This window comes from Massilia sp. 05N420 (genome assembly GCF_056397205.1).
In genome coordinates this window covers 1-19,390 of record NZ_JBFTMX010000062.1, presented here as the reverse complement: position 1 = coordinate 19,390, position 19,390 = coordinate 1, and the positions used below count along the sequence as shown (strand labels likewise).

Here is a 19,390-nt window from a genome sequence, read left to right as displayed (position 1 = left end):
CGGACTACCTGGTCAAGGTCGTGGTCGCGGACATGGATGCCTATCACGACTTCCTGCACAACGTGCTGGTCAAGCTGAACGGGGTGTCGCAGGTGAACACCAGCGTGGCGCTGCGGGAGGTGAAGTATGAAACGGCGCTGCCCTTGTAGCGCTAACTAATTTTATGAAAATATGAGTTTCATATCGCGGCTTAAGGGTTTTGTTAATCCAAAACCACAATTATCGTTTTCCCGAAACGGACCGCCTCTCGATCCCGTAAAGATCCAATAGAGGAGTCTTCGATGGCGCATGGTGGAAAAATCCTCCTTTTCACGGCGCAATTCGGATGACGGCGCTGAACGATAGCGGGTCCATCGGGCAACCCGGGATCGAGAGCGAAAGCCTAGTTAAAAGGAGAGATATACATGACTGCCGTTGTCCTGGAATCAGTATTGACCTGCCCCCGGTGTGGCCACGTGCAACCGGAGTCGATGCCGACTAACGCCTGCCAGTTCTTTTACGAATGCAGTCGATGCAAAGTCGTGCTGAGGCCAAAGGCCGGCGACTGCTGTGTGTACTGCTCGTATGGGACGGTCAAATGTCCGCCCGTTCAAGAGAATCGAGGGTGCTGCGCTTGAGAAATCATTGCGTTTTAGAGCGGCCCAGCGAGTGCCAGCGCCGAATGAGCTTCGAAGCCGGGACATAACGATCAGCAAGCGCTATGGCGGCCTTTGCCAGGCACAGCACGATAAGAATGCCGATCGTGTCGCCGATAATCATCGCAGTCAGCGCAGTCCAGTCCACGAGGCCGGTGAGAACCCACATGAAGGTGTGGTGAAACACAGGACTCATGAGCCCGCACAGGATGCCGGTAAAAAGCAGCCGATGCGCTGTCAGGCCCTTGAGACGCGGCTCCAGGTCGAACCAATGCTTGACCAGCAAAGCGGCGAGATAAGGTCCCAGTGCGCCCGCTACCGCCCCGCTCCATGCACGAAAATCGCTATGGAACTCGAAATGGAAGAAGTTGAGATAGACGCCCGCCAGCAGCAGGCCTTCGAAGCCGGCAAGCCCAAAGAGCAGGGTTGAAAGCAGGCGGATGCCGGCCGGGATGAACACCCAGTTGATCCCGTTGCTTTGCTGGAGCTGAATGAATACCAGTTCGTTGATCCAGTTGAGACCGAGGAAAGCAAACACGGTGATGCCCACTTCTCCGAGATGCTTTATTGCGGCCGACGTCAATCTGTTCATCTTGCTAAGTGGACTCAGTTATTTTGCATAATGGTAAGGTTATTCTAGCTCGCATTCCGTAACTTGTGGTTGCGCGACAGGCGCTTGCGTGATCTTTCGGCTGGGAATTGGCCCCCTCAGTGCTCCCGCGGCGCCATATCCGTCGCTGTCAGCAAAGCCAGCGCAGCCTTCGCGTCGAGTGGGCGCGAAAACAGGAAGCCCTGGTACTCGTCGCAACCGAACTCGCGCAACATGGCAAGCTGGGATGCCGTTTCCACGCCTTCGGCCACGATGCGCATCTGCAGGCCATGACCGAGGCCCACGATCGAACGCACGATTGCCGCGCTGTCGGCATCGCGCCCGAGATCGCGCACGAAGGCACGATCGATCTTCAGGCGTTGCACCGGGAAGCGCTTCAGGTAGGCGAGACTCGAGTATCCGGTGCCGAAATCGTCGATGGAGAGCTCGACGCCGAGCTCGCGGATGCTGGCCAACAGGGGTTCGACCAGGTCGGCGCGGCTCATGGCGATGCTTTCGGTGATTTCCAGTTCGAGCGCATCCGGCGCCAGGCCGGAACTGGCCAGTGCATCGCGAATCGAGCGCAACAGGTCGCGGTGGTAGAACTGGCGCATCGACAGGTTGACGGCGATCCTGGTCCGGATACCCTGCTCGCGCAGCCAGGTGCTGGCCTGCGTGCATGCGACGCCCATGACCCAGTCTCCGATCTGCACGATCAATCCCGTCTGTTCGGCGATCGGGATGAAGCGCGCCGGAGAGACGCTGCCGAGTACCGGATTTTCCCAACGCAGCAGGACTTCGAAACCGACAATGCGTCCAGTCTCGATCTCGACCTTCGGCTGGTACATCGCGGTCAATTCTCCGCGCGCCAGTGCATGACGCAACTGCTCTTCGATCGACAAGCGCTCGTTGAGCTGGGTATGGGTGGATGCGGAATGAAAATGCACCGGCTCGCCGCTCTCGCTGCGGGCACGATGTTTGGCGATATCCGCCAAGCGCAACAATTCGTTGACCGAGCTGGCATCCTGCGGGTAGAGCGCGATCCCGACGACCGGCGCCAGATGGAACTCGCGCCCGCCCACCTGCACCGGCTCCGCCAGCAAGTCATACAGCTTGAACGCGGTCGCATCGACGGTCCCAAGTCCCGCCGAGGCCGGCAATACCAGGCCGAACTCATTGGGTTTGACGCGCGACGTACACAGGGTGTGCGGCACCAGGTCTTGCAGGCGCCTGGCGATCTCGCGTACCGCCTCGTCGCCGGCATCATGGCCCAGCAAGTCGGCCACCTCCTGCAGGCGCTCCAGCGCAACCAGCAGCACGGCGACCTGTTCGCCGCGCGCCGACGCAGCCTGGATCGCCTCGGCGAGGACACGCCGCAGCTGGTCATGGTTGGCCAGCCCGGTCAGTGGATCGTGGTCGGAAAGATAGGCCAGCCGCAACTCGACCTGCTTGCGTTCCGTGATGTCGGTGAGGCTGTTGACGATCTGCGCCGCATGGTTTTCGCTTTCCAGGCGCGCGGTGAGCTGGATCATGGTACGCGCCTCGCCGGCGCCATCGCGCACTTCGACTTCGAGCGCGTGCACACCTTCCTGCGCGGTCGCCGCGTACATCCGTTCGCGCGAAGCGGCGCTTTCCGGATCGAGCACCGCGGCCTCCTCGGATCCGGCCAGTACCTGCCCGTCGTGGCCGGTAAAGTGCTGGAATGCCTTGTTGGACAAGACGATGCGGCGTTGCGCGTCGACCACCCAGAGCGGCGTGGCGAGGGCGTCGAGGATGGCGGACAGGTAACGGTAGCTGTGCTGCAAGCGGCTTTCGCTGGTCCTCAGGCGCCCGATCAGCGCCGCCTGGCGCGAGGCCTCGCGGCCGATACGCCAGGCTAACAGCAACAGCACTGCCGACAACAAGGTCCAGGCCAGCAGCGCCACCCACAGCCAGCCCATCCAGAGGCTCAGCGTGTCGGCCACGTCACGGCCCGTGATGATCACCAGCGGATAGTCGGCGACCACGCAGTAGCCATACAGGCGGTGCTTGCCGTCGACCGGACTGATCGCCTCGAACGCGCCAACCGGACTGCGTGGCAGCTGGACCTGGAACAGTGGCGTGTTCAGAAAGGATTTGCCAATGGATTTCGGCAACGCAGGGCTGCGCACCAGCATCGTGCCGTCGCGCCGCAGCAAGGTGACCGAGCCGCCGGCGCCCAGGTCGGCGGCATCGAAAATGCGTTCAAAATAGGCGGCACCGGTCTCGATACCGATGGCCCCGCCGCCCACGCTCCCGTTCGCGGGAAGGGCGCGCGCCAGCGTGATGATGTCATGCCCCTTGTCCTGGCCGGACTCCACGATGCCGATCTGCGGGCCCTGGTTCGGCGCCATGCGCCGCATCCAGAGTGGCCCCGCCGGGCCGACTGTGGTACTCGCCGCGCGCACCTGGCCGTCCGGCCCCAGCACATACACGCGAGACGGCATGTCATCGCGTATGGCGCCGGCGAGCGTGCCCGCCACGGCGTCATGGCCGTGCAGGACCCGTTCGGCGTCCCGTGCCAGCGTCATGTCCAGCGCCAGGGTCGCATAATGGGTTTGTGCGGCGAAGGCCGATGCCAGGTTGCGTAGATTGGTCTGTTCGCGCTGGATCGTGCTGCGATAGCTGGAGAACAGCAAGCCGGACAGCACGAGCGTCACCGCGACGATCAACACCCCCGCCACCGCTAGCGCGTGCGCGACGCGACGGTTGCGTTCCGACGGTGGTGGGAGCACATTGGACATAGGTTGCCGAAACTTGAAGATCGTAACCCAGTATAACCGTCATCTCGAATTGCACGAATGCACCGGGACGGCGTATCGCACTGCGCGTGCTGTCCCCCAGCGGGTCTTACACCCGAACCAGCAGCTTGCCGAGATTTCGTCCTTCGAACAAGCTGTTGAGCGCCCTCGGCAATTGCTCGAAACCGTCGACAAAGGTCTCCTGCGTGACGATGTCCCCGGCTTTGATCCAGGGCGCGACCACCGCCTGCATTTCGCCCATGCGCGCCGTGAAGTCGCGCGCCAGGATGCCCTGGATGCTCGCGCGCTTGAACAGCATGTGCTGCAGGAAGCGGGGCGCCAGGTCCGGTGCATCGAGCCCACCGTCGTACTGAGCAATTGCTCCGCAAATGATAATGCGGGCCCGTAGCTTGATCAGCGGAATCACGGCGTCAGTGACCATCCCGCCCACATTGTCGAAATAGATGTCGACCCCGCCGGTGGCGGCGTCGATGGCCGCGCGCAGGCCATCGAGGGTCGGATGAGCACGGTAGTCGACGGCGGCATCCAGTCCCAAGGTGTCGGTGAGGAAGGCACATTTCGAGGCCCCGCCCGCGATACCGACGACGCGACACCCGGCACGCTTGCCGAACTGTGCGACGAGGGACCCCACCGCGCCGGCGGCGCCGGACACCACCAGCGTGTCTCCAGGGCGCGGCCTGCCCGCCTCCATCAGGCCAAACCAGGCCGTGCGCCCAGGCATCCCGAGCGCACCCAGCGCCGCCGTCACCGGCGCAGCCTCCGGATCGAGCCTGGTCAGCTCGTTCTGGTGGCATTTGTCGTAAAGCTGCCAGCCGCTGTAGCTCAACACCCAGTCGCCGGCGGCGAAACCGGGACTCTTCGAAGCGACGACCTGCCCGACCGTACCGGCGCGCTGTACGATGCCCAGCGGGTGCGGCAGATCGTAGGTATTGCGTTCCGCTTGCTGAATGCGCATATAGGGATCGACGCTGACATAGCGGATACGGACCAGGACCTCATTGGTCGACAGCACGTCATCGATATCGTGTTCACGCAATTCATAGTGTTCGTCGCCGACCCGTCCTTCCGGTCGCTTGACGTAAATCCACTGGCGGTTTTGATAGTTCATGGGCAGATGGGGGATGAAAGCCGCACATTCTAGCATTGCGTGGCGGGCCGCTTGAATCGCCATTATTCAGCCGGCAAGGAACTTACGAAAGAATGTTGACAGCGCGTGCGGCCACCAGGCCAACAGTCAACAATGACGCGGTCGATTCCACCATGAAGAGCAGTTTGGCGCGTACGCTGAGCGGCAGCGTATCCGTTGGTGAGAACGCCGTTGCGTTGGTGAACGACACGAAAACATAGTCGAAGAAACCTGGCGTCCACCGCTCGTGCCCTGGGCATTCCGCATTCATCTGCGGGAACATGAAGTCTGCAACAGGCTGCCTGCTCAAGCCGCGCGCTGCGGGGCCGCCACGGTCGATGTTCCAGAACCAGAGTGCAAACACGACGATATTCGTCAGCCAGATGTTCAGCGCATCGATCAGGAGGCTTTGTCCTGTCGTTCCTTTTGCGCCGTATAGAAGCGCTCTCATCACGCCGAACAGCGCTTGGAAATTGATGAGCGTGATGATCAAGGTGAGTACGATTGCGGCACGGCGGATTTTTCGTCGCCGATGATGAATCAAGGTCCAATGATGCTCACTGGTCGCGCGACGCATTTCGCTGTGGTTCCATGCAGTGGCAACCGATAGCGGAATGAGCAGCGCCAGTTCGACGACGGAAGCCAGCCACCCGGGGAATATGGTCAAATCATTGATGAGAAAAGCATTGAGCGCCGCCGTTACCACGATGGCAGCGCGCGCGATCCAGATCTCGCGCATATGCTTTTCCAGAACCTGTCCGACGTCTTGCATAACAAGGCTGAAGCTGGATGGCCGGGCGGCGAATGTCTTCGGTCACCCGGCCAATATGGAGGTAGTTTACTTGGACGTTCCTGCCGCGCCGTTTGCCGGCGCCGGCGCCGGCGTGTTCGAGGCGGCGCTGGCAGCGGCCTGCTTCTTCTTCGCGGAATGGTGACCGATCGCGCAGCCGGCGGCGGCGCCGGCTGCGCCATGTTTGCCGGCCATATGACCAACGACGGCGCCGGCGACGGCACCTTTACCGCAACCGGCATGGGCAGAAGCAGCAACGAACGCAAAGACGACAGGGGCCAAGGCAAGTTTCAGGCTGGTTTTCATGGTGATTTCTCCGTGTGTTAATCCCAGTGACACAAGCTAGGCTTGTCCCTTCGCCTGGACTGTGCGCTCATTCACACATTACCATTTTGTAATCAAGACAGTTGCCTGGATATATCGGGGCGCCGGCTCACCGATACCCGATCGCCGCGACATGCATCGGGCTATCCAGCAGCGCGGCGGTTTCCGCATCCGGCTCGCCGTCGATCTTCGACGGCCGATAACGGGTCTGGAAGGCAATCAGGACATTGCGCGTTTCCCGGCTCGCCAGCCCATCCTGCGGCACGACGTAGCCGATTGCCGCCAGCCTGCGCTGGAACCACGCCATATCGGGCAAGGCCGATTCGTACTCGACGCGCTTGAGCGCGACCACGGCCGGGTCCGGCCACGGCACGATGCCCGCCGCGGCCAGGCGCCGCCACGGGAACAGGGCACCGGGATCCTGCTTGCGCTGGGGAGCGACGTCGGCGTGGCCCAGCACGTTTTCCGGCGCGATGTGGTGGCGCGCCATGATGTCCTTGACCAGCGGGATCAGTGTCTCGATCTGCTGTTGCGGATAGGGTGCCCAGATGCGTCCTTGCGGTCCGTCGACCCAGCCGGCATTCACGATCTCGATGCCGATCGAGATATTGTTCAGGTTACGGTCCTGCTTCCAGCCCGAATCCGATCCCGCCTGGTAGGCGGCCCGGCTTTCATCCACGATGCCGTAAATGACCGGCTCCGGATCGTTACTGAGCAGGTAATGGATGCTGGCTTCGACCCCGGCCTGGTGGGTGAATATACGGATCGATTGCGGGGTGTCGGTAACCGTGTAATGCAGGACCAGGTACTTCACGCGGCTGCGCTGGTCGGGCGTGGACAGCGATCGGTCGATACGCGGGCCGCTGGCGCAAGCGGCAAGCAGGACGCCGGCAATCAGGCCCGTGAGGAGTCGCGATACAAAAGTTTTCATGATGTCTTTTCAAGGCTGATGCTGCCGTCGCGCAGGGTCCCGCGCTCTCCGATGCGCCACGAAAGATTGCGTTCGCCATGGCCGACGCCCAGTCCCGCAATGATCGGAACGCCCAGGGGCTTGAGCAGATCCGTCAACACTTCCTGGACGGTGAAATCGCTGCCCGGCGGTACCGGACACCTGACGAATTCCCCGAACGCGATCGCCTTGACGCTGTCAAAGAATCCGCTGGCGAGCAGCTGGCAAACCGACCTGTCCATTCGGAAGGCGAGTTCGGTGACGTCTTCCAGCACCACGATCGCGCCTTTGGCATTCATGGCCGATGCGGTCCCGGCGATACTGGCGAACACCGTCAAATTGCCGCCGATGACAGGCGCGCTGATCTCGTGCGCAGGCCCCCAGATGTGCGTACCGATAAGCGGCACCCTGGGTTCCCCGGTCAGCAATGCCCGCAGGCTTTGCCGGCTGAGATCGTCGATCGCGGTGGCGAGGTTTTCCAGGGTCGGGCCGTGAACCAGCCTGACGTGGCCCTTGCGATGCAAGGCGCCGAACAGGGAGGTCGCATCGGAAAAGCCGATCACCATCCTGTCCTTCGGAAGCGTATCGGGTAGCCACGCAAGGCAGTGGATGCAACCGAAGCCGCCGCGGGCCAGCCATACTGCGTCGATCTCCGGGTCGGACAGCGCCCACAGCAAATCCTCGGTCCTTTGTGCGGCAGTGCCGGCGTTATAGCGGAAGCGCTCGCGCAGATGCCTGCCCTCGCGGACCTGGTAACCCCAGTCGCGCAGCAGGGCCATCCCCATTTGAACCTGTTCCATGTCCGGAATGCCGGCCGGGGCAATCACTGCGATGGTGGAATTCTTTTTCAGCATGTCGATCATTCTTTCACTGGCTTTGCGATGCAAGTTCGCGCAGGAAGTCGCGTTGCAGGTAGTCCGGTATTTTTTCGAATTCGGCGAGCACCCGCGCACGGAAGTCCGCATGCGTGTGCCAGTGCGTCTTGTCGACTCCGAAAAAATTGACGGGTGCGGCGGACAGCACGAGGCCGGGCCAATGGCGTTCCAGGGTCATCAGGTAACGCCGTAGAGAACAGATCTTGCCGATCACGAGAACGCTTTTGATGTCGTCCAGCGCCATGGTCTCGGCGAGCTTATTGCGCGAAAAAATGACGTTCTCGCCCGTATTCGTCGCCGACTTCTCCAGGATCATCACGTCTCGGGGGACGCCCATCCGAAGCAGGCTTTCGGCGATCACGTCGGCCTCGGTTTCAGCTTGCCCACGCGTCGCACCTCCGGAAATCAGGAGCCTGTCGAACATCTTGCGCTGCCAGAGCGAATGCGCCGTCAGACAGAATCCCTCGACGCCCTGCCGCGTCCCGAACACGAAGCCGAGATCCGCTCTTTGCTCGGGAATGTCCGGCATGATGTAGTCCGCTATCGCCGACAGATCCGGGCCTGGCGCTTCGCCGTGCATGCCTGTCACCTTGCCGCCTTGCCGGCTTCCGCCGCAGCGGCATCATCGGCGAGCGTTTGTGCAAGCCGGGCCCGGGACCTGGCGGCATAGCCGCGGCAGGCGTCCTTATCGATAAAGGCGGCGTTCCCGAGCGCAGGCTGTTTTGCCTTTCGCTCCCATAAACCGCCCAGTTCCGGGTGGGCGGACACGAGTACGTCACAGTCGAGGGACTCGACGGCGGCAATGGATCCTTCGACGTCCGCTTTCGCATTCGGGTAGCCCGGGTTGGCGCTGAAGAGAATGCCGTCGCCGGAGAACGCGTACAGGCTGTCCGCATACACCATATTGGCGACCCGTCCATTTTCCCTGGATTGCCAGGTCCAGCTGGTGCCGCCCCTGGTATGCCCGGGTGTGAAGTGTGCGGTGACGGCGATCGGGCCGAGCCGGACCACCTCGCCGTCATGGAGGACGCGTATGTTGGCGACAGGCGCCAACGGAAGCAGATTTGCGATCTGCGGGTCGGTCTTGTCCGGCCGGCCGCTCGACAGCACATTCAACGACGCCGGGCTCGCCAATACCGTGGCGCCGCTCAGTGTCTGCAGCCTGGCAATGCCGCCCGCGTGGTCGGTGTGGGCGTGCGAATTCAGGATGTAGCGGATGTCCGCGACCTTGAATCCCAGTTTCCGGATGTGTTTTACGACCTGGTCGGGCGCCAGCGGACCGCCGACATCGATAAGGACATGACCGGCCGGAGACGTAATCAGCACCGCGCTGATGCCGCCGGTGCCGACGTAATAGGTATTGCCGTAAACCGCAAATGGTTCCTGGGGGGCGTACCAGTCCGCGGCGCGGGCCGGCGCGCCAGCGAAAAGGGCCGTACCGAGAATGGTAAGAGCGATGCCGATTGTTTTCATCATGCTTCGTGAAATGATTGAGCGTTGAAGTCTACCCTTCCTTTGCGATGGTCAAAAACGACAAACTCTGGTCAAATTGCGCCATGTCGCCGGGGAAATCAAATCAAACCATGCAGTCGCCCAGAACCATCGCCCTCCTGGTCTTCGAGGGTGCCCAGATTCTCAACATCACCGGTTCCGCGGCGGTGTTTGCCGCTGCCAATAACGTCGCAGGGCATCCGGTCTACGGCATCCATATCCTTTCACCGACGGGTGGGCCGATTGAAAGTATGTCGGCGATTACCATTTCGACCGATTCGATTTCCACCCTCGACCCGGACAGCGTCGACACGGTCATATTTACCGGCAGCGGAGACCATGCCGCGGCGGACGCCTTCGAACAACCGGCCATGCGCGAGTGGGCGCTGCGCGCGATATCCGCCTGCCGGCGTTTCGGCTCGAGCAGCGCGCCGGCAACCGAGGCCTTGGGCCGGCTCGGCGTGCTTGACGGGGCACGTGTCACGGCCCATTGGTCGGCATGCGCCAGCCTGGCCCGCGAAATACCCGGCATCAGCGTCGTCGCCGATGCGATCTATATCGAACACGGGCGGCTGTGGACGTCCGCCGGCGTCAGCACCGGCATCGACATGACCCTGCAGATGGTCGCCCGCGACCTGGGCGAGAGCGTCGCCAACGAAATCGCGCGGCGTCTGGTGCTGGAGACGCGGCGGCCCGGCTATCAGCCCCAGGTCAGCGGCGTGGTTGCCGCGCTCAAGAAGGCGGACAACGACTTTTCCGAGCTGATCGGCTGGATCAAGGCCCACCTGTCGCAGCCAATGAGCGTCGAATCCCTGGCGGCGCGGGCAATGATGTCCACGCGGAATTTCCAACGGAAATTCAATGCCTGCCTCGGCCAGCCTCCGGCGCGCTTCGTCGAGAGCTTGCGCCTGCAACACGCGCATGGGCTGTTGTCGTCGGGACTGTCCGCAAAGATCATCGCCAACACCTGCGGCTATCCGAATCCCCAGCAATTGGCAAAGGCCTTCCAGCGCCGCTACGGAAGCACGCCCGCCAGATTCCTGCGCGACCGGCAGGTCCAGGGCTGACGACAAGCCCGGCGGCGCTGGTCCGCGCCAGGTAGATCTCCCCGCTCAGTGCGCGAGCGAAGCAAGCAGGTCGCGCGTGACCTGCGTGTGCGCGGGCAGCGTCCGGTCCGACTGCAGCTTGCCGAGGACGTATTTGCGGATGCGTTCGGACTGGCTGAGCGACTGCTCCAGGCTGGCCTGGCGCAACTGGCCATCCTTGTACGCCAGCCGCAGCGCGCTGCTCGCGGCATCGTCGATCTCGTGGTAGTCGTAGTTCTGCGCCGGCAGCCTGGCGCCGGGCTTCGCCTGCCCCTCGTCCTCGAGACCGACGTGGAACTGGGCCCGCAGATGTGACTTCTGCACCTGCTCCAGCGAGCGCTCGGCGCGCGACCTGCCGCCGGTGCGCGACGCCTGCGAAACCTCGTACTGGAAGCCGTCGGCTTCGTCGCGCCGCGCGGGATTGCTCCACCCCGGGGCCTGGGTCACGGTGGCGCTGAAGTCGGCCAGGCCGGTCAGCAGCGCGTGGTCTTGCGCCGACCAGGTCCGGGGCCTGCCCAGCGTGATCCCGGTCTCGTCCAGTTCGTCGCTGGTCGAAGTGGCGCTCATGCTCGCGAAGGCATCCTTGAACATGCCGATCAGCCTGGAGTCCGCATGGCCGCGGGCGGCTGCCTCGTCGAACTGCTTCAGGTAGCTGTCGATCGCCCTGGCCTGCTGCTTGCGGGTGCCGAGGGTCTCCAGCTTGCTCATGTCGACCGCGACGTCGATCTTGCCGGCCGGGCCGTCGATGGCGACCTTGCGCTGGCCGGCGTCGAGATGGACGTCGAGCTTCTGCGTCTCCGCGGCGGGTCCCGGCGGCGTCAGCTCGGCATGCAGGTCGACCGAGCGCAGGAAGCGGCTGTCGAACTGCGCCAGCCCGTCGAGACGGATCTGCGGATTGTCGCGATCCATGCCGCCGATGACATCCTGGAAGCCCTGCGCCAGCCCGGCCAGGGCTTCGCGTTCGTCGATGCTCAGGCCTTCGTCCGCATCGACACGGACGCTCAGCCGGCCGCCGCGGCTGGCCAGGCCCAGCTCCACGCGTTTGCCGCTGTCCGTCACGATACTCAGGGTGAAGCGATTGTCGGCCTGGCCGGGAAGCTGTCCGCTGGCCACAGGTAGCACCGCGCCGGTCCTGAAGCCCGACAGCAGGGCCGCACCAGTATCCGCGAGGCGGGCCGCGGGCGTGGCGGCGCCTGCCTGCGCCCTGGCGGCGGCCAGGCCTTCCGGGCTCAGTTGCACGATGCTCGAGGGTCCCGGCCTGGCGGCCGAGGCGGGGGCGCCGGAGGCCGGCGGGACGGCCGCATAGGCGGCGGCAGGCTGTTGCCTGGCGATGGACGAGAGGGCAGAAATCGAGGTCATGCCGGTGTTAACGGCAGACTTATCGAAGAATCAAGGGTAGGCCCGGTTACCCGGCGTCAGGCGGCGCCGCCGGCCTTGGCGGCGGCCGCGATGACGGCGGGCCCGACGGGTACGCGCAGTGTCCAGGTGGTCCCCTGGCCTTGGTTCGACACCAGCTCGCGCCGGTCATACGCCAGCGTCACCGTCACTTTGTGCGGCCGGGCGTGCACGAAGGCGTTCCAGATGGCTTCGCGCGCAATCGCGAACACCGCATCGCATACGGCGCCGTCGAGGGTGGATGGCTTGCCGCGCGCGCACGTCGAAGCCGCCTGCATCACGCTTTCGCCGCGCAGTCCGGCAACCCGGTCGCGCCCTTCCGCCAGCAGCTGGCCGGCGCTGTCCGGGGCTTCGTCGATCGGCTTGCGATCGTCCTCGCCCGGGCGCCGCGCGGCGGCCCGCATCTTCCAGAGCAGACCCTGGATGGACTGCAACAACCCGCCAATCTCACTTCACACCGGCTTCGACCTCAGGCGCTTCGCCCACATGGCGTTCGATGCGGCGGTCCGGGATGAACCAGATCAGGGCGACGATCACGTAGACGGCCAGCCCCATCCAGGCCTGCACACAGCCGAGACCGATCCCGCAGGCATACAGCAGCAACGAGATCCAGCCCTTGCGGTCGGCGCCGATCGCCAGCGCCAGCCTGCGGTTGGCGCCGCGCCGGCTGGCCAGGCGATGCACCAGCAGCACATACGCCACCGCGCACATGAACAGCACCACGCCGTAGACGGATACGGGCGCGGTCGCGAAGCCGCTCGCGCCCATCCAGTGCGTAACGAAGGGCAGCAGCGACAGCCAGAACAGGAAGTGCAGGTTCAGCCACAGCACCGTGCCGTCGATGTCGCGCACCGCCTGGAACAGGTGGTGATGGTTGTTCCAGTAGATGCCGACGTGGGCGAAGCTCAGCACATAGCCCAGCAGCACCGGCGCCATGTGCTCGAGGGCGGCCAGCGTGCCCTCGTGCGGCACTTCCAGCCCGAGCACCATGATCGTGATGATGATGGCGATGACGCCATCGCTGAAGGCTTCCAGCCTGCCCTTGCCCATCGAAGTTGTCCCCTGCCCGCGCTCAGCGCTGCTGGTAGCCGCCGTGGACGGCGACCGGACTCCAGGCCGGCGAGACCGCCGGCAGCTGCGGCGACAGCGGCGCGTAGGCCCCTGCGCCGTAGACCACCTTGCCGTTCACGACCGTCAGCACGCTCTCCAGCCGCTTGATCTTCTCGGCGTCGATGGTGAAGTAATCCTCGGGCAGGACCACGAAGTCGGCGTATTGGCCGCGCTTGATGCTGCCCTTGATCTTTTCTTCGCCGCTCATCCATGCCGAGCCGGTCGTCATCAGCTTCAAGGCCTGGTAGCGGCTCAGGCGGTCTTCAATCTTCCAGATCTGCAGGCCGCCGGCGGTCTTGCCGGTCACGGCCCAGTACAGCGAGGGCCAGGGGTTGTAGCTGGACACGCGCGTGCCGTCGGTGCCGAGGCCCACCGGCACCCCGAGTTCGAGCATCCTGCGGATCGGCGGCATCTGGCGCGCCTGTTCGCCGTAACGCTTCCAGTAGGTCTCGCCCTGGAAGTGCATGCGGTCCTGCACCGCCACGCCGCCGCCCAGCTTCTTGATGCGGGCCAGCTGGCTGTCGCTGATGGTCTCGCCATGGTCGACGATGAAACGCAGGCCGTTCAGCGGCGTCCGGGCATTCACCTTTTCGATCACGGCCAGGTCGCGGTCGATGCTTTCGCCGTAAGTCGCATGCAGTCGGAAGGGCCAGCGGTTCTTCACCAGCAGGCTCACCACCGGTTCCAGTTCGCTCTCCATCGCCTGCGGAAGCTCGGGACGCGGCTCGAGGAAGTTCTCGAAGTCGGCGGCGCTCGCCACCAGGTTCTCGCCGCCGCCCTCGGCCGAGAAGCCGTTCGGGTAGAACATGTGGTCGTTCTGCTTCGGATGGGTCATCGTCAGCCAGCGCTGGAAGTCTCCCAGCTCCTTGCCGGCGCGCTGGGCGAACAGGTAATACGAGGTGCGCACCGTCAGCTTGCCGGCGCGTGCAAGTTCCAGCGTCACACCGTAGTCATCGGGATAATTCTGGAAGCCGCCGCCGGCATCGATGGCACTGGTCAGGCCCAGGCGATTCAGTTCGCGGTAATACTGCAAGGTCGAGTTGAGCTGGTCGTCCCGGCTCAGCTTATTGGTTTTCGCTAGGGTCGAGTACAGGATCAGGGCATTCGGCTTGGCGATCAGCCTGCCGGTCGGCTTGCCGTCGGCGCCCAGTTCGACCTCGCCGTCCTTGTACTTCGTGTTCCTGTCGTAGCCGAGGGTGTCGATGCCCTTCTTGTTGAGGAAGCCCAGGCCGTAGAGGTAGAGGATGAAGACCGGCTTGTTCGGCACCGCGGCATTGATTTCCTCCAGCGTCGGCAGGCGCTTTTCCTCGAACTGGTATTCGTTCCAGCCGCCGACCACCTTCACCCATTCGCCGTCCGGGGTGCGCGCGGCCTGCTCCTTCAGCATCTCGAGGGCGCGCTTGAGCGAGGTGACGCCGTCCCAGCGCAGCTCCATATTGTAGTTGAGACCCTCGCGGATCACGTGCAAGTGGGAGTCGTTCAGGCCCGGGATCACCGTGCGGCCGCCGGCGTCGATCAGCCGGGTGTTGGCGCCCTTCAGTTTCAGCACCGCGGCGTTGCTGCCGGTCGCCAGTACCTTGCCGTCCTTGACGGCGACGGCCTGCACGAACTCGCCCTCGCGGGCCATGGTCGCGACCTTGCCGTTGGTGAGAATGAGGTCGGCCTGCTCGCGGGCTTGCGCCGGCATGGCGGCGAAGATGCCGGCGGCAAGCGCGGCGGCGAGGACAGTGCGGCGATTCAGGGGCGTTGGATTCGTCATGACTCGGTTCTTTCGTGGGTTCGTGGCGGCGCTTGTGCGCGCAGGCCTTTTTACGRTAACAGTCGGGGGCGGCACCGTCCCCTGCCGTATTGCCGGGACGGGGACGGTGCGGCGGCTCAGGCGGTGCGCCCCTGGGGCAGCGGCGTGTTCGCCTGCGCCGCCGCACGGCGCCGCTTCTCGGCGCCGATCACGATCAGCATGCCGCCCAGGATCGCCAGGTTTTTCAGGAAGTGGTTCAGCTGGTTCTGGAACTCCGCGGCATCGGCATGCCAGAAGCCGTGGAAGACCAGCGTGACCGGCACCAGGAACAGCGCCAGTGCGATCGCCGCCAGCCGCGCATGGATGCCGGTCACCAGGGCCAGTCCGCCGCCCACTTCGAGCAGGATGGTCAGCACCAGCAGCAGGCCGGCCGCCGGGATCCCGGCGCCATTCATCCACGCCGCCACGCCGGCGAAACCCAGCACCTTGCCGATGCCGGACACCAGGAAGAGGATGCCGGCGAGTGCGCGTCCGGCCGGATAGAGTTTGGTCGTTTCCATGATCTTTCCTTTCGATGAATGGGGAATGGAAGGCATTATGGAGAGCGCCGAGGAGGAAGAAAAACGAGTTATTTGCGGGTCTTGCATCGATTTTTTCGATCGGCGTCGATGGCGGGCCCGCCTTGCCAAAGGATGGGGTTCAGCGCCCATCCCCGCCGCTAAGATCGGCTTTTCTGCGATCAACCAGCGAACAAGATGAAACAAACGATATTCCGCGGCGCCGTCCTCGGCCTGCTGGCAGCGCCTGCCTGTGCCCATGCCGAATCGGTCCAGCCCTACGGCCGCCTGAACCTCGCGATGGAGGACCTGCGCACCAGCGGCGGCGCGTCCACCAGCCGGCTGTCGAATTACCGCTCGGTGCTCGGCGTGCGCGGCGGCGAGGACCTGGGGGACGGCCTGCGCCTGGTGTTCCAGGTCGAAGGCACGCTCTCGCCCGATACCGGCGCCGGCGCCATCGCCGCGCGCGACACCCGCGTCGGCCTGGCGGGCAACTGGGGCATGCTGTTCGGCGGTAACTGGACCACGCCCTACAATTCCGCGACGTCGGGCCTGGATCCCTTCTATCCGACCACGGCCGGCTACATGAGCATCATGGGCAACGGCTCGGCCGCCACCGCAAACAACGCCAGCGATACCAGCTCCTTCGACCGCCGCCAGCAGAACAGCGTGCATTACTGGAGCCCGGCCTGGCATGGGCTGAGCTTGCGTCTTGCGCACGGCCTGAACGAGGAAAGACCGGCCAGCGGCGCGAAGCCATCACTGAGCTCGGGCGCGCTGATCTACGAAAGCGGCGGGCTGGTTGCCGCGCTTGCGCACGAACGCCACCATGCCTACCGCGGCCCCGGACTCGAGGACCGCGCCAGCAAGCTGGCCGCCGCCTACCGCCTCGGCACGCTGCGCCTGGCGGGCGCCGTCGAATGGCTGCGCTACGAGACGACCGGCGGCACGCTCGAACGCGTGTCGGGCTTCCTGTCGCTGACGAAGCAGTTCGGCCCGCACGGACTGCAGCTGGCGATCGCGAAAGCCGGCGACGGCAAGGGCGGCACGACGGAAAAGGTGGGGTTCATCCGTGCCGGCGGCGCGACCGGCGCCGTGCATGCGACCCTGGGCTACGACCTGGCGCTGTCGAAGCGCACCAGCCTGTTCGTTTTCCACACCCGACTGCGCAACGATGCGCACGGCGTCTACGACTTCGCGATCAATGGGCTCGACGGCGGCGCCGGGGCCACCGTGTCGGGGACGGCGCTCGGGATGCGCCACGCATTCTGAAAAGGGAAACGGGAGAGGCTAGCGGCTGCGGGTCTTGACGATCTGCAGCCGTTCCGCCTGGCGCACGAGGTCGGGCAACGAGCGCGCAGCCATCTTTTCCATGACCTTGCGCCTGTGGGTCTTGGCCATGATCTCGCTGACGCCCAGATCGCCGGCGATCTGCTTGTTCAGCAGTCCGCCGATCACCAGCTGCATGGTCTGGCGTTCGCGCGGGGTCAGGCTGGCGTGGCGCCGGCGCAGGCCGGCCAGCTCGCGGCGCTCGTCCAGCCGGCGGGCATCCGCGGCCAGGGCGTCGCGCACCGCCTGCAACAGTTCGTCGGGCACCACCGGCTTGGTGAGGAATTCGACGGCGCCCGCCTTCATGGCGCGCACCGACATCGGAATCGTGCCGAAGCCGGTCATGAAGATCACGGGAATGTCGGCGCCCAGGCGCGCCAGCTCGGCCGCCACTTCCAGGCCGTCCAGTTCGGGCATGTGCATGTCGCAGACCAGGCAGGACGGCGCCTCGGCCCGGACCTCGCCCACGAAGTCCGGCCCCGAAGCAAAGCCGCGCGCCTCGAAGCCTTCGGCGCGCAGCAGGTTCAGGACCGAGTCGCGGACGGTGTCGTCGTCGTCGACCACGTAGACCATCGGCGCCGGCTCGTCGCCGGCGGCGCCGATGGTTGCGGGGGTTTCAGGAGACACGCTCATCCGCGGCCTGTGCCTTGGCGGCGACGGCTGGAACCCCGGTGATGCGGGCCACGCATTCGGTCCGCAGCCAGGCCGCGGTGACCGGCTCGCCGGCCACCATGCGCTTGATGACGGGGCCGGCCTGCTCGCCGATCAGCATGCCCAGCAGGCCGACCAGGGCGATGGCGGGCGGCGCCGGCGAGCGCACCTGCAGCAGGGCGTAGATCAGGCCGACGAGGATGCCGGCCGCCAGCGAGACGACATAGATCTTCATGGTTTCTCCGGTTGAGCGGCAGGCATGCGCTAGTTAGCGCGCGGGCACGGGCGCCAGCACCTCATGGCTGCCGGCGGTGCGTTGCGGCGCCTTGTGCACCATGGTGTAGGCGTAGTCGACGCCCATGCCGTAGGCGCCCGAGTGCTCGCGCACGATGGCCATCACTTCATTATACGTATCGCGATGGGCCCAGTCACGCTGCCACTCCAGCAGCACCTGCTGCCAGGTGACCGGGACCACGCCGGCCTGGATCATGCGCTGCATCGCGAAGTCGTGGGCATCCTTCGAGGTGCCGCCGGAGGCGTCGGCCACCATATAGATCTCATAGTCGCCTTCCAGCATGGCGCACAGGGCGAAGGTGGTGTTGCAGACTTCGGTCCACAGGCCGGAGACGATCACCTTCCTGCGGCCGTTGGCGGCCAGCGCGTCGCGCACTTTCTGGTCGTCCCAGGAGTTCATCGAGCTGCGCTCCAGGATTTCCTTGCCCGGGAAGACGTCCAGCAGTTCCGGGTAGGTCGGGCCGGAAAAGGCCTGGGTCTCGACCGTGGTGATGGTGGTCGGGATGTTGAAGGCCTTGGCGGCCTTGGCCAGGCCGACCGTGTTGTTCTTCAGGGTCTGGCGGTCGATCGACTGCACGCCGAAGGCCATCTGCGGCTGCTGGTCGATGAAGATCAGCTGGCAGTTATCGGGGGTCAGTACTTCGAGTTTTGGATTGCGCATGTCGTGCTTTCAGGTTGAGATTATGCGGCGGGTTGCCGCAGGGAGGCTCCCGCTTGCGACCGCTTTTCGGCCGCCAGCAGGGCGAGCAGGATCAGGACGGGCAGCGCCAGCGCGGCGAAGCCGAACCAGTGGAATCCGAATGCCGCGGCGACGCAGCCGATGGCGAAGGCGGCCAGCGGCCACACGAATTTCACCAGCCGCTCCTTGACGCCGGGGTCGTCGGCGCCGCGCAACAGGTCGACCAGGTCGATCACGRCCTGGGTCACGTTCCCGGTCATCATCGAGGTGGGCGCCAGGTGGCCCAGCARCAGCCGGCTGGTGGCGCTGTGCGCGCCCATTGCGGCGGCGCCCCGCAGGCCGGCGGCCATCGCCAGCGGACCGGCTTCGCCGCCGACCGGCGACGCCGCCAGGCCGCAGCCCATGAAGCCGAGCAGGAACAGCAGCTCCATCGCCAGCGCCGGCCGCAATGCAGCGACGCCACGCCGTTCGGCCGCCACCACCAGCAGGCGCGCCAGCGCCACCCCGGCGATGAAGGCCGGGAAGGCCAGGAACTTGAGGAGGACGGAACTGCGCGAGGGATCCGCCAGCGCGGCGCCGATCAGGATGAAGTTGCCGGTCACGTGGGCGGTGAACAGGCCGAACAGCGCCAGAAAGCCGAGGGTATCGACATACCCTGCAAAGAATCCCAGCGCCATACCCTGGCACTGGCTGCGGCTTCGATCGTTCATGCATGTCTCCCATCGGGCGCGGTGCTGGGACGGACGCGTCCCAGGCCACCGCGAGTCCATGCATCCTAGGGCCGCCGCGTCCGCCCTGCCCCTCCCATTCGGCCAGTTCGGCCCGCACCCGATCTTTCAGCCGGGGCCGGCGGGGCTTGCGGTCCCTAGACTGGTCATCCTTACCCTGACAAACCGAAAGGACGACCATGAACGACAAACCTTCCCTGGCACGCCGCTCGCTGCTGGCCGGCGCCGCCACCGCCGCCGCGGCCGGCGCCGCGCTCTCCACCGC

Annotated in this window: 22 protein-coding genes; 4 read left to right on the top strand and 18 right to left on the bottom strand. The window is 64.9% G+C overall.

Annotated features, from left to right (window positions below; genetic code table 11):
* Positions 1 to 8: 8 nt before the first annotated feature.
* Together AC1DIX_RS25990 and AC1DIX_RS25985 are read left to right on the top strand one after the other, a co-directional pair.
* Complete coding sequence (locus AC1DIX_RS25990; protein ID WP_477328190.1) at positions 9 to 149, top strand: Lrp/AsnC ligand binding domain-containing protein; 141 nt, start codon at positions 9 to 11, stop codon at positions 147 to 149.
* A gap of 255 nt (positions 150 to 404) precedes the next feature.
* The gene (locus AC1DIX_RS25985; RefSeq protein ID WP_477328189.1) at positions 405 to 617 is read left to right on the top strand and encodes a GDCCVxC domain-containing (seleno)protein; all 213 of its coding nucleotides are present in this window, start codon (positions 405 to 407) and stop codon (positions 615 to 617) included.
* 4 nt (positions 618 to 621) lie between these two features.
* Here the strand turns inward: AC1DIX_RS25985 and AC1DIX_RS25980 are convergent, their stop codons facing one another.
* The 9 genes from AC1DIX_RS25980 to bla form a co-directional block, all read right to left on the bottom strand.
* Positions 622 to 1,185, bottom strand: a complete 564-nt coding sequence (locus AC1DIX_RS25980; RefSeq protein ID WP_477328188.1) for a hypothetical protein — start codon at positions 1,183 to 1,185, stop codon at positions 622 to 624.
* A 158-nt stretch (positions 1,186 to 1,343) separates the two neighbouring features.
* A complete protein-coding gene (locus tag AC1DIX_RS25975; protein WP_477328187.1) occupies positions 1,344 to 3,986 on the bottom strand; it encodes a bifunctional diguanylate cyclase/phosphodiesterase in 2,643 nt (880 codons plus the stop codon).
* Positions 3,987 to 4,092: 106 nt separating this feature from the next.
* Positions 4,093 to 5,112, bottom strand: a complete 1,020-nt coding sequence (locus AC1DIX_RS25970; RefSeq protein WP_477328186.1) for an NADP-dependent oxidoreductase — start codon at positions 5,110 to 5,112, stop codon at positions 4,093 to 4,095.
* 82 nt (positions 5,113 to 5,194) lie between these two features.
* On the bottom strand, positions 5,195 to 5,869 hold the full coding sequence (locus tag AC1DIX_RS25965; RefSeq protein WP_441933638.1) for a hypothetical protein: 675 nt from the start codon (positions 5,867 to 5,869) through the stop codon (positions 5,195 to 5,197).
* A 99-nt stretch (positions 5,870 to 5,968) separates the two neighbouring features.
* A complete protein-coding gene (locus tag AC1DIX_RS25960; protein ID WP_441933640.1) occupies positions 5,969 to 6,226 on the bottom strand; it encodes a hypothetical protein in 258 nt (85 codons plus the stop codon).
* A gap of 127 nt (positions 6,227 to 6,353) precedes the next feature.
* On the bottom strand, positions 6,354 to 7,175 hold the full coding sequence (locus tag AC1DIX_RS25955) for an N-acetylmuramoyl-L-alanine amidase (RefSeq protein ID WP_477328185.1): 822 nt from the start codon (positions 7,173 to 7,175) through the stop codon (positions 6,354 to 6,356).
* Entirely contained in the window at positions 7,172 to 8,056 is an 885-nt protein-coding gene (locus tag AC1DIX_RS25950; RefSeq protein ID WP_477328184.1) for a S66 peptidase family protein, read from the bottom strand. The genes AC1DIX_RS25955 and AC1DIX_RS25950 overlap by 4 nt, the downstream gene beginning before the upstream one ends.
* 4 nt (positions 8,057 to 8,060) lie before the next feature.
* The gene (locus tag AC1DIX_RS25945) at positions 8,061 to 8,648 is read right to left on the bottom strand and encodes a YdcF family protein (RefSeq protein ID WP_477328183.1); all 588 of its coding nucleotides are present in this window, start codon (positions 8,646 to 8,648) and stop codon (positions 8,061 to 8,063) included.
* Between the two features lie 5 nt (positions 8,649 to 8,653).
* On the bottom strand, positions 8,654 to 9,544 hold the full coding sequence (bla, locus tag AC1DIX_RS25940) for a subclass B3 metallo-beta-lactamase (protein ID WP_477328182.1): 891 nt from the start codon (positions 9,542 to 9,544) through the stop codon (positions 8,654 to 8,656).
* Positions 9,545 to 9,558: 14 nt separating this feature from the next.
* Between bla and AC1DIX_RS25935 the strand changes: the two genes are divergently transcribed.
* The gene (locus AC1DIX_RS25935; protein WP_477328181.1) at positions 9,559 to 10,626 is read left to right on the top strand and encodes a GlxA family transcriptional regulator; all 1,068 of its coding nucleotides are present in this window, start codon (positions 9,559 to 9,561) and stop codon (positions 10,624 to 10,626) included.
* A gap of 45 nt (positions 10,627 to 10,671) precedes the next feature.
* On the opposite strand, the gene AC1DIX_RS25930 is transcribed toward AC1DIX_RS25935, so the two are convergent.
* From AC1DIX_RS25930 to AC1DIX_RS25910, 5 genes are all read right to left on the bottom strand, one after another.
* Positions 10,672 to 12,003 carry a hypothetical protein gene (locus AC1DIX_RS25930; protein ID WP_477328180.1) on the bottom strand — a complete coding sequence of 444 codons (1,332 nt, stop codon included), beginning with the start codon at positions 12,001 to 12,003 and terminating at the stop codon, positions 10,672 to 10,674.
* Positions 12,004 to 12,059: 56 nt separating this feature from the next.
* Positions 12,060 to 12,473 (bottom strand): sensor histidine kinase, encoded by a 414-nt coding sequence (locus tag AC1DIX_RS25925; protein ID WP_477328179.1) that lies wholly within the window; start codon positions 12,471 to 12,473, stop codon positions 12,060 to 12,062.
* 13 nt (positions 12,474 to 12,486) lie between these two features.
* Positions 12,487 to 13,089, bottom strand: a complete 603-nt coding sequence (locus tag AC1DIX_RS25920) for a TMEM175 family protein (protein ID WP_477328178.1) — start codon at positions 13,087 to 13,089, stop codon at positions 12,487 to 12,489.
* A 22-nt stretch (positions 13,090 to 13,111) separates the two neighbouring features.
* Positions 13,112 to 14,908 carry an amidohydrolase gene (locus tag AC1DIX_RS25915; RefSeq protein ID WP_477328177.1) on the bottom strand — a complete coding sequence of 599 codons (1,797 nt, stop codon included), beginning with the start codon at positions 14,906 to 14,908 and terminating at the stop codon, positions 13,112 to 13,114.
* Between the two features lie 116 nt (positions 14,909 to 15,024).
* Positions 15,025 to 15,447, bottom strand: a complete 423-nt coding sequence (locus AC1DIX_RS25910; RefSeq protein ID WP_477328176.1) for a DoxX family protein — start codon at positions 15,445 to 15,447, stop codon at positions 15,025 to 15,027.
* A 195-nt stretch (positions 15,448 to 15,642) separates the two neighbouring features.
* Here AC1DIX_RS25910 and AC1DIX_RS25905 point away from each other — a divergent pair, with 195 nt between their 5' ends.
* Positions 15,643 to 16,716 carry a porin gene (locus tag AC1DIX_RS25905; RefSeq protein ID WP_477328175.1) on the top strand — a complete coding sequence of 358 codons (1,074 nt, stop codon included), beginning with the start codon at positions 15,643 to 15,645 and terminating at the stop codon, positions 16,714 to 16,716.
* An 18-nt stretch (positions 16,717 to 16,734) separates the two neighbouring features.
* Here AC1DIX_RS25905 and AC1DIX_RS25900 read toward each other — a convergent pair whose 3' ends face one another.
* From AC1DIX_RS25900 to AC1DIX_RS25885, 4 genes are read right to left on the bottom strand one after another with little or no spacing between them, the layout of a single operon-like run.
* Positions 16,735 to 17,400 (bottom strand): response regulator transcription factor, encoded by a 666-nt coding sequence (locus AC1DIX_RS25900; protein WP_477328174.1) that lies wholly within the window; start codon positions 17,398 to 17,400, stop codon positions 16,735 to 16,737.
* Entirely contained in the window at positions 17,390 to 17,659 is a 270-nt protein-coding gene (locus AC1DIX_RS25895; protein WP_441933663.1) for a XapX domain-containing protein, read from the bottom strand. Before AC1DIX_RS25895 ends, AC1DIX_RS25900 begins: the two co-directional genes overlap by 11 nt.
* A gap of 33 nt (positions 17,660 to 17,692) precedes the next feature.
* The gene (locus AC1DIX_RS25890; RefSeq protein WP_477328173.1) at positions 17,693 to 18,379 is read right to left on the bottom strand and encodes a hydrolase; all 687 of its coding nucleotides are present in this window, start codon (positions 18,377 to 18,379) and stop codon (positions 17,693 to 17,695) included.
* A 20-nt stretch (positions 18,380 to 18,399) separates the two neighbouring features.
* The gene (locus AC1DIX_RS25885) at positions 18,400 to 19,107 is read right to left on the bottom strand and encodes a YoaK family protein (protein ID WP_477328172.1); all 708 of its coding nucleotides are present in this window, start codon (positions 19,105 to 19,107) and stop codon (positions 18,400 to 18,402) included.
* Positions 19,108 to 19,390: the final 283 nt, after the last annotated feature.

Coding starts and splice junctions, on each gene's coding strand:
- AC1DIX_RS25975 (WP_477328187.1), bottom strand. CDS start 3,986: ATGTCCAATGTGCTCCCACCACCGTCGGAACGCAACCGTCGCGTCGCG.
- AC1DIX_RS25890 (WP_477328173.1), bottom strand. CDS start 18,379: ATGCGCAATCCAAAACTCGAAGTACTGACCCCCGATAACTGCCAGCTG.
- bla (WP_477328182.1), bottom strand. CDS start 9,544: ATGATGAAAACAATCGGCATCGCTCTTACCATTCTCGGTACGGCCCTT.
- AC1DIX_RS25955 (WP_477328185.1), bottom strand. CDS start 7,175: ATGAAAACTTTTGTATCGCGACTCCTCACGGGCCTGATTGCCGGCGTC.
- AC1DIX_RS25910 (WP_477328176.1), bottom strand. CDS start 15,447: ATGGAAACGACCAAACTCTATCCGGCCGGACGCGCACTCGCCGGCATC.
- AC1DIX_RS25905 (WP_477328175.1), top strand. CDS start 15,643: ATGAAACAAACGATATTCCGCGGCGCCGTCCTCGGCCTGCTGGCAGCG.
- AC1DIX_RS25930 (WP_477328180.1), bottom strand. CDS start 12,003: ATGACCTCGATTTCTGCCCTCTCGTCCATCGCCAGGCAACAGCCTGCC.
- AC1DIX_RS25965 (WP_441933638.1), bottom strand. CDS start 5,869: ATGCGCGAGATCTGGATCGCGCGCGCTGCCATCGTGGTAACGGCGGCG.
- AC1DIX_RS25895 (WP_441933663.1), bottom strand. CDS start 17,659: ATGAAGATCTATGTCGTCTCGCTGGCGGCCGGCATCCTCGTCGGCCTG.
- AC1DIX_RS25950 (WP_477328184.1), bottom strand. CDS start 8,056: ATGATCGACATGCTGAAAAAGAATTCCACCATCGCAGTGATTGCCCCG.
- AC1DIX_RS25915 (WP_477328177.1), bottom strand. CDS start 14,908: ATGACGAATCCAACGCCCCTGAATCGCCGCACTGTCCTCGCCGCCGCG.
- AC1DIX_RS25920 (WP_477328178.1), bottom strand. CDS start 13,089: ATGGGCAAGGGCAGGCTGGAAGCCTTCAGCGATGGCGTCATCGCCATC.
- AC1DIX_RS25970 (WP_477328186.1), bottom strand. CDS start 5,112: ATGAACTATCAAAACCGCCAGTGGATTTACGTCAAGCGACCGGAAGGA.
- AC1DIX_RS25960 (WP_441933640.1), bottom strand. CDS start 6,226: ATGAAAACCAGCCTGAAACTTGCCTTGGCCCCTGTCGTCTTTGCGTTC.
- AC1DIX_RS25945 (WP_477328183.1), bottom strand. CDS start 8,648: ATGCACGGCGAAGCGCCAGGCCCGGATCTGTCGGCGATAGCGGACTAC.
- AC1DIX_RS25985 (WP_477328189.1), top strand. CDS start 405: ATGACTGCCGTTGTCCTGGAATCAGTATTGACCTGCCCCCGGTGTGGC.